Origin of the sequence: Paraglaciecola sp. L3A3 (assembly GCF_009796765.1) — a bacterium.
Taxonomy (GTDB): Bacteria; Pseudomonadota; Gammaproteobacteria; order Enterobacterales; family Alteromonadaceae; genus Paraglaciecola.
On record NZ_CP047023.1, the window covers coordinates 2,597,590 to 2,609,933 of the forward strand.

At 37.4% G+C, this 12,344-nt stretch carries 6 protein-coding genes; 3 read left to right on the forward strand and 3 right to left on the reverse strand.

Annotated elements, in window-relative coordinates:
• The 3 genes from ligA to smc form a co-directional block, all read right to left on the reverse strand.
• Complete coding sequence (ligA, locus tag GQR87_RS10875) at positions 1 to 2,034, reverse strand: NAD-dependent DNA ligase LigA (RefSeq protein ID WP_158969236.1); 2,034 nt, start codon at positions 2,032 to 2,034, stop codon at positions 1 to 3.
• 87 nt (positions 2,035 to 2,121) lie between these two features.
• Entirely contained in the window at positions 2,122 to 3,531 is a 1,410-nt protein-coding gene (zipA, locus tag GQR87_RS10880; protein WP_199271720.1) for a cell division protein ZipA, read from the reverse strand.
• Positions 3,532 to 3,583: 52 nt separating this feature from the next.
• On the reverse strand, positions 3,584 to 7,063 hold the full coding sequence (smc, locus tag GQR87_RS10885) for a chromosome segregation protein SMC (RefSeq protein WP_158969240.1): 3,480 nt from the start codon (positions 7,061 to 7,063) through the stop codon (positions 3,584 to 3,586).
• A gap of 172 nt (positions 7,064 to 7,235) precedes the next feature.
• Here smc and cysZ point away from each other — a divergent pair, with 172 nt between their 5' ends.
• The 3 genes from cysZ to GQR87_RS10900 all read left to right on the forward strand — a co-directional run bounded on the left by cysZ (position 7,236) and on the right by GQR87_RS10900 (position 12,311).
• A complete protein-coding gene (gene cysZ, locus GQR87_RS10890; protein WP_158969242.1) occupies positions 7,236 to 7,958 on the forward strand; it encodes a sulfate transporter CysZ in 723 nt (240 codons plus the stop codon).
• A gap of 983 nt (positions 7,959 to 8,941) precedes the next feature.
• Positions 8,942 to 11,137 carry an endo-1,4-beta-xylanase gene (locus GQR87_RS10895; protein WP_158969244.1) on the forward strand — a complete coding sequence of 732 codons (2,196 nt, stop codon included), beginning with the start codon at positions 8,942 to 8,944 and terminating at the stop codon, positions 11,135 to 11,137.
• A gap of 196 nt (positions 11,138 to 11,333) precedes the next feature.
• The gene (locus tag GQR87_RS10900; RefSeq protein ID WP_158969246.1) at positions 11,334 to 12,311 is read left to right on the forward strand and encodes a methylenetetrahydrofolate reductase; all 978 of its coding nucleotides are present in this window, start codon (positions 11,334 to 11,336) and stop codon (positions 12,309 to 12,311) included.
• The last annotated feature ends 33 nt before the right edge of the window (positions 12,312 to 12,344 follow it).

The window sequence follows — 12,344 nt, forward strand, 5'->3', positions numbered from 1 at the left end:
CTAGGCCTCAAGCTCATTAAACAAATCCAACATTCCTTGTTCATTTAACACTTTAATACCCAAAGATTCAGCTTTAGCCAGTTTCGAACCGGCCTTTTCACCTGCCACAACACAACTGGTTTTAGCCGACACACTACCGGCAACCTTAGCCCCAAAACGTTGTAATTTAGCTTTGGCTGCGTTTCTATCCATTTGTTCTAAGGTACCGGTAAGTACGAAGGTTTGTCCGTCAAGGGGTAATGATCCAGCCTCTATTTTTTCTATTATTGGCCAAGTTATTCCAACTTCAAGTAACTGGTCAATGACACTAATATTGTGCTCTTCAGCAAAAAAGTTAACTAGATGCTGGGCTACAATAACGCCCACATCGTCTACCGCTTGTAATGCTTCAAGATCGGCTTGTTTAATTTTATCGAGTTCACAAAAATAGTTGGCCAAGTTTGCAGCGGTAGCCTCGCCTACTTCTCTAATACCTAAAGAATACAAAAATTTAGCCAATGTGGTTTGTTTACTGTTTTCTAGAGATTTAAGTAAATTGGCGGCTGATTTTTCGCCCATTCGTTCAAGATTAGAAATTTGCACTAGCTCTAATTTAAAAAAGTCTGCTGGGGTTTTAACTAAACCTTGATCAACTAATTGTTCAATTATTTTGTCACCTAAACCATCCACATCAAAAGCCTTACGTGAGGCAAAATGTTTCATGGCTTCCTTACGTTGTGCCGCGCAATATAAACCACCAGTGCAACGCGCTACAGCTTCTCCTTCGAGCTTTTCAATGGTTGAATCACACACTGGGCAAGTTTCTGGAAAAACGATGTCCCGCACAGTACTCGGACGTTTATCTAATATTACAGAGCCCACTTGAGGTATAACGTCCCCTGCTCTACGTATGATGACAGTATCACCAATTTTAAGACCTAAGCGATTAATTTCATCTTGGTTATGTAAAGTAGCATTAGATACAGTTACGCCGCCTACAAATACAGGCTCTAGGCGAGCTACGGGGGTAATAGCCCCAGTTCGCCCAACCTGAAACTCAACATCTAGCACAGTGGTCATTTCTTCTTCAGCTGGAAACTTATGAGCAATAGCCCAACGGGGAGCTCTAGCAACAAAACCTAATTCTTGTTGTAATTCTATATTGTCAGCTTTAAATACTACGCCATCTATGTCGTAGTTCAATTTGTCACGTATATCCCCTAAATACTGGTAATACTCTAAACAGGCATCTGCGCCTTTTGCTACTCTTAACTCTTGGCTTAAAGGTAAGCCCCACTCAGCCAATTGTTTTAACCTAGCAGAATGCGTATTTGCTAAAGTTTGTTGTTCGTTTTCTACTAAACCTAAAGAATAAGTAAAAAACAATAATGGTCGCGTTGCTGTTATACGTGAATCTAGTTGTCGCAAGCTGCCAGCTGCTGCATTTCTTGGGTTGGCAAAAACCTTTTTGTCTTTTGCAATTTGGCTAGCATTTAAAGCGATAAATCCATCACGGGTCATCACTACTTCACCACGTACTTCAAGGCGTTGAGGATAATTATCACCTCGTAAACGTAAAGGTATATTCTTAATAGTCCGAACATTAGCCGTGATGTTTTCTCCGACTCGTCCATCACCTCGTGTGGCACCTCTAACTAAGATGCCGTTTTCGTATAGTAGACTGACAGCCAATCCGTCTAATTTAGGTTCGCAACTATAATTAATTTCAGTTTGATTTTTTAACCTGTCTTGCATACGTTTTTCGAAGGCATAAAAGGATTCTTGGTCAAACACATTATCTAAAGACAGCATAGGGACTTCATGTTCTACCTGCTCAAATTCGGCAAGAGGCATGTCTCCTACTTTTTGGCTGGGAGAATCTGGCGTACACAACTCTGGATATTCTTCTTCAATGGCCAGCAAAGCTTGCATTTGTCTGTCGTATTCGACGTCAGGTACGCTAGGAGCATCTAATACATAATATTGATAATTATAATCACTGATAGTTTGTTTAATTTTTTCTAGGTTATTAATAGTGTCTTGCGAGACTGCCATAAAAGCATTCCATAAAGATAAGGTGATGATATATGCCCCATTTAGTATTGGGGCAATGAGAAATTTCTGTAATTAAACTTACTGAGATTAACGTTGCAACATACGTTGACGCTCAAATTCACGTATTTTTTCTACATATTGTTGCAGACTTTGTTTGGTTAATAATGATCGTCTGCCGTCATAGATTTGTGCAGAAAATTCATCAGAAATTTTTCGTGCGGCATTATGCATCATATTAAAAACCTGATGAGGGTCACCTTCAATGGGCAAAATCATAAACAAAGATACACCTTGAGTGGTGAAATTTTCTAGGTTATCAATATCAAAATTACCGGGCTTAAACATATTGGCCAAGCTAAATAACACAGGCCCTTTGCCGTTTGAATTAACGTGACGGTGGAAAATATCTTGTTCACCAAATTTAAAACCTAAAGTTAGCAACATAGGTAATAAAGCGGCACCAGAAATAGTGCTGTCATCTGTCACTTTTACATTTAATACTAAGACTTCTTGTTGAGGAGCTGACGTTTTTGTTGCTTTAGGTTTATTAACGTCTTCTTTTACCCTAGGTTCATCGTCGAAATCAATACGCATTTGATCTTCGGCCATTCTAGGTTCTCTTCTTTTACGATTAGGATCCGCTTTTTTACGTTTTACCAAATTCAAGGCTTGATCAGTTAGGCTTTCCTTATATATAGGCTCTAACTGTTTTTGTTCTTTCTGAGTAACCACAGATGCAGTTTGTTTAGGGGGAATTTTCGGCATCTCAGCTACAACAGCTTGTTGTGATTGAAGCTCTTTATTTTCTTGTTTTAATAAAAATGGCGGTGGCTCAGGTACCTGATAATTATCAGGCCCAACAGTTGTACTTTTTGTTAGATTCAGATCAGAGTTTGATACTTGGCTTATATTAAAACTATCGGACTGACGGGCAGCTGAAGATTCTTTTTCTTCTTTACTAATAGCCAAGGTTTCTGCCGCTAAAGATTGTGATTTTGCGGCAAATTCGGGTTTAGGCTGGGTCACTACAGAAGCATAAATTTTACTACTAGGTGCAGGCTGTTTAACTTCAGGTTCGGCACTTGGTACCTTTATCTTATCGGATTCTGCAACTTCATCAGTTGTTGTCTCTTTTTCTAAAGTAGGTTCAGTTGATGGATTAGCACTAGATACAACCCGGACCGCACCAATACCTAAATCGTCAAACTGTTCAGGGGCAACAATAGGTTCATCTGAATCGGCAGAAAAGCCCAAATTGGGTTCTTCTTCGGCTCCGTCCATCTCTATATTAGGCACATCTTTTAACAATGCATCATCAAACTTGTCTTCTGAGTGCCATCCATGAGGTTGAAGTTCTTGCTCTGTATTTCTATCAGGATTTTTATTGGCAGATTTTTCCAGACTGTTTTTTCTGGATACCCAAATACCGTGAACCAACACACCGACAATAATACAACTGCCTAATACCAACAATGACCAACGTAATACATCTTCCATCAATTAACTCTTACTCTTATTATTTTAAATTATTTATAGGTATTGGTTTAACTTACGCATGAGCAATGGCAACAGCTTCATCAACATCAACCGCTACCATTCTCGAAACACCTGGTTCTGCCATAGTGACACCCGTCAAATGGGTAGCCATTTCCATAGCAATCTTGTTATGGGTAATATAAATAAATTGCACACTTTTTGACATTTCAGACACTAACTTACAAAAACGCCCAACGTTAGCATCATCTAATGGAGCATCCACTTCATCTAATAAACAAAATGGTGCTGGATTAAGCCTGAAAATAGCAAATACCAATGATAATGCGGTCAGGGCTTTTTCTCCACCAGAAAGCAAATGTATTGTACTATTTTTCTTACCTGGGGGTCTTGCCATTATAGTGACTCCCGTTTCTAACAAGTCTTCATCTGTTAAAGCTAAATAAGCTGAACCGCCACCAAACACTTTGGGAAACAACATTTTAAGGTCTTCGTTAACTTGATCAAATGTTTCTTTAAAACGGGAGCGTGTTTCTTTATCAATTTTTCTAATAGCTTGTTCTAAAATATCTAGTGCCGAAACTAAATCATCATTTTGATCATCTAAATGTTGCTTACGGGCAGATTGTATTTCAAACTCTTCTACCGCGGCTAGGTTAACTGCACCTAATCGGTTAAGTGATGCAGTGGTTTTTTCTAGCAAAACTTGCCAACTGGCTTCATCTGCATCAGCAGGTAGGTTTTCTAATACTTGTTTGATGTTTTGTTGCATTTCTGCAAATTGTTCTAACACCCCATTAGCCCGAACTCTATAACCTTCATATTCTAACTTAATACTTTGTAACTCAGTTAACATAGCTTGAATTTTATCCGTTACACCTTGTTGTCCCTTTTCTGCTGTTAACAGGTTTTCTTCTACTAAGGACAAGTGTTCAGTTATATCAGCTTGCTGTAGTTCTAGTTCGGCTTTTTGTTCCAGTAATTGTTGCAGATTTTCTGCTTGATCTTCAAGTGGCAATGCTAATTCAGCAAATTCTGCTTTTAAAATCCCCAGCTTTTCTTGCATGTTATTGCTGAGCTGAAATTCTCTTTGTTGGCTAGTTAGTAAGCCCTGATATTGATTTTGGATCTGTTGAAAATCTAAGGCTAGTTGGTGTAATTTATTTTTACTAGCTTCTAAGTTCGCTCGACTTTGTCTGAGTGTTTGTTGTTCATTTTCTCTTAGGTGTTCAAGTTCATGTTGTTGCTCTTGTAACTCTTCAAGCATCATTTCAAGTTCTTCAGCCTGCATAGCAAGCTCTTCTAGTTGCTGTTGTTCGTCAGCGAATGTGTCTTGCTGTTTGCTCAACTCTTGGCTTAATCGATTATTACGCCCTAAGTTATGTTGTTGTTGCTGATTGAGTAGCTGTAATTGGCCTTTGGCTTGAGATTGGTTACGCGTAATGATTTCAAGTTCTTGTTTTGATTGCTGATTATGCTCAGCAGCAGATTTAACCTCGATCGAAAGTTGGGCAACTGCTTGCTCATTATTAAAGACTAATTCAACTAGTTTTTGCTGCTCTTGAACTAGCATTTTAATTTGGCTGGCACGTTTTAATAAACCTGCTTGCGTATCAGCCTTAGGGTTAATTAACCAATCAGCAGATAACCAACAACCATCTTTAGTGATGACACTTTGGCCTGGTTGTAAGCTAGTCAATAATAATTCTGCATCGGCTAAATTTTGAGCAAAAAAGATCTGCGTTAACCATTTGGGAAATGATTGGTTAGCCAACTTACTGGTGATGCTTTTATCGCTATGATGATTGCTGTAACTATTTTTAAACAGCCAACTGGAACCACTTATATTCGATATGGCTGTTATCTGATCGACTTCATTATCAATTAATAAAGCACTTTGCCATTGGTAAGTAATTGTTTCGAATGCAAGTTCCCAACCCGGTTCAATATCTAATGTTTGCCACCAAGGTTCAACTTGCATGGCTAATTCTTGGATCAAGCTTTGATGATGAGATTGGTCGCTAGTGGACTCTTGTAGAGTATTCAACGCATCTAGCTGTGCATTAATACTTTGTAACATGCCTTTTGATTCAGATAGTTCTACTTCTGCTTTTTTATATTTAGCCTGTGTATATTCAAGTCCTTCTTCACTCTGCAAACTATCAGCTGTCGCAAGTTCAATTTGTTCTTCAAGGCTTAATATTTTCTCTTGAACAGTTTCAATTTGTAATTCTAGTTCATCATCAACTACCTCTGCTAATTCATCTTTTAATTCGCCAATACGCTGTTGAGTACGTAATTGCATAGTCATTAATGATTGAATTTTACCGTGACAACTTTGCGCTTGGTTTTTACGCTGATTGAATTCTTGCTCTTGGTTGCGCCATTTACTTTGATTCAGTTGATTTTTTTCTTCTGTTTCAATTAATTGACTTTGTAATTGTTCAACCTGTTCTGCAACCAGTTCTTTTTCCGGTTCAGCTATATTTAACTGTTCAGATAGCTGATCAATTTTTTCCAGATTTTGCTGATGCAATATGTCATTTTCAGTAATAGTCTGTTGCAAAGACTGTATTTCTTGTTCGATTTGTTGACGTCTTTGTTTGTTATGGTGCTGATTTTGTTCGATACGGGTGATATCAGTGCCAATTTTAAAGTTTTGTTGTTGCAGATTAGACAGGGTTTGTTTGAAGTCATGTTGTTGTTCTTTATAAAGAGTTATGTCTTTTTCTTCACCACGTTGTTGTGCCACATAAGCTTCGATATCTGAGTTTTTTTGTTTGATATCAAGTTCTAAGTGTTGAATTTTGTCATTATGTTTTAACCAACGTATAGCAGCTAACTCAGCTTTATATTTTCTTTCGCTTTGTTTTAGTTCTTTATAACGATTGGCTGCTGCGGCTTGTCTTTGTAGCTTTTCTATTTGTTGGCCTAATTCTCCTCTCACATCTTCTAAACGTTCAAGGTTTTCTTTGGTGTGACGAATACGTGTTTCTGTTTCTCGTCGTCTTTCTTTGTATTTTGAAACCCCTGCAGCTTCTTCAATAAAAATCCGTAATTCTTGGGGTTTTGATTCAATCAAACGAGAAATCATACCCTGCTCTATAATGGCGTAACTGCGTGGACCTAGTCCCGTGCCTAAAAATAGATCGGTGACGTCCCGTTTTCGACATTTGGTATTGTTTAATAAATAACTGGATTGTGCTTCTTTAGTAACAATACGTTTAACTGATAATTCATTATAACCAGCATATTCGCCTTGTATACGTCCTGAAGAATTATCAAATACTAGCTCTACACTGCATTGAGATACAGGCTTTCTGGCGGTTGAACCGTTAAAAATAACATCCGTCATGGCATCACCACGAAGATTTTTTGCAGAGCTTTCACCCAATACCCAGCGCACCGCGTCAATAACATTCGATTTGCCACAACCATTAGGTCCGACAACTGCTGTCATTTCAGAGGGAAAAGGAATAGTTGTTGGATCCACAAAAGATTTGAATCCTGCCAACTTTATTTTCTTTAAGCGCATAAATTAAAAGGGACAATCCTAGTTATAATTAGACATTATTTTATTCCAGAGACGGGAATGTACCAAAAGTCATCAAGTGTAACAATTGACGTTTTGATCTATCCTGCAGCTTAAGTATAATTATTCCCTTTAATGATGTATTTTCAAACAGTTAATACCTACTAGGTGCACAGTGAACTATTTTCTCCAAGGCTTTTCTCTTATTAGTACAAAAGGACTTAAACGTTTTGTATTTATTCCTTTAACTATCAATTTAATTTTATTTTCAATGGCTTTTTATTTTTTATTCGGTGAAATCGGTAACAGCATCACTTGGGTGGTTGATCTCATTCCAGATTGGGATTGGTTGTCATGGCTGAAAACTGGCTTGTCTTACATTATTTGGCCTATCGCTGTTATTACCATCTTATTGGTTTTCGGTTTATTGTTCGGCACTTTAGCAAATTGGATTGCCGCTCCATTCAATGGCTTATTGGCTGAAAAAGTAGAATTACATCTAACGGGTCAAAGCCTTGGTGACTCAGGCGTTATGGATATTGTAAAAGATATACCGCGGACCTTTGGTCGAGAATTAGCTAAACTCACTTACTATCTGCCACGAGCTGTTGGTTTTTTGATCTTGTTTTTTATATTACCTCTGATTGGACAAGTGCTTTGGTTCTTGTTTAGTGCTTGGATGATGGCTATCCAATATTGTGATTACCCTTTTGATAATCACAAAGTGCCTTTTAAACATATGAAAGATATCTTAAAACAGAACAAATCCCATACTTTTAGTTTTGGTATTACAGTCAGTATATTTTCCTTGATCCCCATAGTTAACTTTTTGGTAATGCCAGTGGCTGTGTGTGGTGCCACAGCCCTTTGGGTAGAAGAATTAAAAGAGCAAGTATAATAAGTAACATGAATACTGGATAAGCCGAACCTCTAGATAACGCTCTTTTTGTGCCTAGCGGCGTTGGATTGTCTTGGGGCTGTTGACCTTTTCTGTGTGTTTTTGCAGCGGGTTGTGCGGTATTTATACAATGAAGCGCGATTGTGGTGTAGTTGCTCTACATGAATGAGTGCTGAGGCATTAGAAATGCCGCACAAACGCTGCTTGTTATGTTTTAAAGAAAGTAGGTCGTCTTAAACGCTTTTTACTCTTTATTCACTACATCCATGTAGTTCACCTGCAAGCAGGTTAGCTAAAGCTATTTAAAAATGTTCCATACATTTTTGTGTTGCTTATTTTTGACTTAATCCATTAGGCCTGCACAAAAACATCGGGAATGTTTTTAAACTGCTTTGCTGGCTTTAGCATAAGACAGGATGCCTAGAGTAAACCAGCGCCGCGATTAAAAAGCGTTTAGTTAGAACAAAATTTATACTGAAAAGGTTAACAGCCCCTAATAACACGTTATTACGGACGTCAATCAGCCTTGCTATACACAAAAATTTCGTTACCGAGTAAGCATTCATGTGGGGTGAATTGGCTGAATGTTATTAAGTTATTCAATTGTAATGATTAATTAAGATTGGACGATACTTCTTATCCAGAACTCAGGTTAAGTAGTATCATTTTATGGCTTTTTTAGCTTTGAATCAGCGACATAATAATACTTTTAGGTGTAAAAATAAGTACTACAATAAAATTTTGCTGAAGCATTCCTTAATTAGTTTGTTCCTATTAATTAACACCGCTCGTGTACATGCAGAAAATTAACGACTTTTACTTGAAGTAAAATGAATTGTTAACTTTTTATCTCCCTTATTTGTTATCTACTCTCTTCTCATAACTAAATATCATAAATGTATTTAGCTAAAATTAAATTGATCTATTTTTGTTAACATGTAAATCTGAAAACGTTTTCACTGTTATCAAAAGGTATTTATTCAATGTCTGTAGTACAAATAGCTTATTTCCTACTAGTTTTGCTGTCTTGTTTATTCGTCGCTTGTGGTGGTAGTGATTCAACGTCACCTGAAACCACTGTTCCTTTAACTAATAAATCCCCCACTGCTAATGCTGGTCCTGATCAGACTGTAAATGAACTGAGCGAAGTCACTTTAATAGGAACGGGTACAGACCCTGATGGCACAATAAAAAGTTATAGTTGGATACAAACTTCCACTGGCAGCAATATCACATTAGCCAATGCCCATAGCGCATCAGCTAATTTTACTGCCCCAGATGTGGCTGCTGATGAAACAATTACTTTTGAATTAACCGTTACAGATAACAATAACGCCAGTCATACAAATTCAGTGTCTATTACAATTGTAGATATTGAAGAACCCCCTATCATCACTCCCACCGAAAAACCTGAAGGAGGGACATTAATTATTTCTAGTGATGCCGTGTCCACCGCAAGTTTTTGGCAAGGCAATGGTAGCCAACCTGTTGGCACAAAAACGTTGGTTAACGTTGAGCATGCTAACTTTTATCAAGCTATAGAAATGGATATCACTAACCCCAGTGGCATTAGTTGGAATGGACAACTAAGCATTGAGCTTACACAAGGTTTGCAAAGTGGCGATAATATTTTGTTACACCTCTTTTTTCGGACCCTAGAAAGTGAATATGAAACTGGTACAGGTTTTACTAAAGTATTATTACAAGGACCTGAAGCAAGAGACTATTACAAAATAATTCATCGTAATATTAATAGTTCAAGTGATTGGGTAGAGTATTTCATTTCAGCCACTGTAGGAGAAAGTTTTACCAAGGATGAGCTGCAAATTCTTTTTGAGTTAGGTGCAGGTGACAAACCACAAAAGTTTCAACTGGCTGGCATAGAGTTATTTAACTATCAACAAACATTAGATCTAGCTGAATTACCTAATACTAAACCTACTTATGATGGCCGTGAAAAAAATGCAGCTTGGCGGGTAGAAGCTCAAGCAAGAATAGAACAACATCGTAAAGGTGATTTCACTCTGACTTTACAAACAGCCGCAGGTGAAAACATTGGCAACACAGACATAGAAGTAGCGATGACCAAACATGCTTACCATTTTGGTACGGCGATAGCCACACCACAATTATTAGAAGAAAGTGATAATGGTGATATTTACCGTGAAAAAGTGTTGGAACTATTTAATCAAGCGGGTCCAGAAAATTCACTTAAATGGCCTGCATGGTCCGGTGAATGGGGCAGTAGTTTTTCCCAAAGTAATACCATTGATGCATTACAGTGGTTACATGACCATGACTTATATACCCGAGGACACGTTTTAGTTTGGCCTTCAAAACGTAACTTACCTAATGCTGTACATCAATACATAACTGATGACCCAGCTAACGCAGATCCACTATTGTTGGAAGCGGTTAATAATAGAATTGATGATGTCACTAGCAAAACAGCTCATTTATTAAAAGAATGGGATGTATTAAACGAACCATATGACAATCATTATATAATGGATGCGTTTGGGGATAAGGTCATGGTTGACTGGTTTGATCGAGCTAGAGCAAACTTACCAGATCATAAACTTTATATTAATGATTATAGTATTTTGTCAGCTGCAGGTTTAGATGTGGCTCATCAAGATCATTACAAAAAAACTATCCAATATCTTGTCGATCAAAATGCTGAAATTGATGGTATTGGTTTACAAAGTCACTTTAGCGATGTTTTAACAGGCATACCTAAGGTTTATCAAATATTAGATGGCTTTCATCAAGCTTTTCCTGATTTATTAATGCGCTCTACTGAATTCGATATAAAAACCAGTGATGAAGAATTACAGGCTGATTATACTCATGACTTTATGACGGTGTTTTTTAGTCATCCAAGTACTGTAGGTATACAATTATGGGGTTTTTGGGCTGGTAGGCATTGGTATCCAGAAGCGGCAATGTATCGTGATGACTGGACTGCTAAACCGAACTCAGTTGTTTGGAAAGACCTAATCTTTAACCAATGGGCCAGCAGTTTTAATGCAAAAACCAATGAACAAGGTCAGTTTAGCGAAAGAGCATTTTATGGTGACTACCAAGTTAGTTTTAGTCATAACAATAAAGAAATCGTCATGACCTTTTCTATCGTTAAAGGTGAAGACAATAACATTACGCTAAAGTTAACCGAATAACTCCCCATAATACTGTCTATAGATAGGGGATACTTATCCCCTACTCTTCTTATCTGCTCATACTAATATTTAATGACAACATAAATGTTATAAGTAAAACTATTTCAATTTAGATCTGGTGTTTGACTTAAAAGCTTAGTTAGTGGAGACTGTTTAGACGGCTAAACGTCTAAAATAAAGTTCAAGGTAAATTTACATGCAGTCTCAAGAATCAGAATTACGCACACGGTACAATGATAGTACCCGTGGAGTTTATTTTATTGGTACAACTCCCCCTAAAAGTGACACACCTACAGAGCAAGTGGAAACCATAGCCGATAAACTTCTTGAACGTGTTAGTGATATTGATTTTGACGGATTAATTGTTTATGACATTCAAGATGAAGGTTCGCGTATCAGTAAACCTAGACCTTTTCCATTTAAGTCAACACACGACCCAAGATGGTATTCGTCTTTATTAAATGAAAAATCTAAACGCCCTGTCATCACTTATAAAAGTGTTATTCAGTCAAATAAAGCCGCCTTTAATGATTGGGCTGAAGAAGCATGGCAAAAATATAATGTTAAAGATGTGGTGTTGGTGGGCAGTCCTTCTAAGGATGTAAAGCCATCGTTACCATTAAATAAAGCATATGAAACCTTAGTCGAAAGTCAGCATAACTTTTTTATTGGTGGTGTCACCATAGCAGAGCGCCATGCCAGCAAAGGTAACGAACACGAACGTTTAATAGAAAAACATAAACAAGGTTGTAACTTCTTTATTTCACAAGCGATTTATGATCCTCAGGCCACGATAGATTTATTAACCCGTTATGCCCTTGAATGTCAAAAACTCAATCTTAAACCACAACGTATCATTTTGACCTTTTCTCCTTGTGGTAGTGAAAAAACATTAGAGTTTATTGATTGGTTAGGGGTTAGCGTGCCTGAAGCAACCAGTTTACGCATTTTGAATGCAGAGAAGCCTTTGTATGAGTCTATTCGTATTTGTAGTAATGGTTTACAACAAATTCTCGATGCAGTGATACCTTATGACTTACCCTTGGGCTTAAACATTGAAAGTTTGACCAATCGTAAAGAAGAAATCGACGGTTCAATTTTACTGTATAAATTATTACGTTCAAAAATGGACTTCTATTTAGCTAAGCAAGAATTAAAAAATTTAACTAAGTAAGTGGATTGCATTATCTCCTATTTTTAATAACAG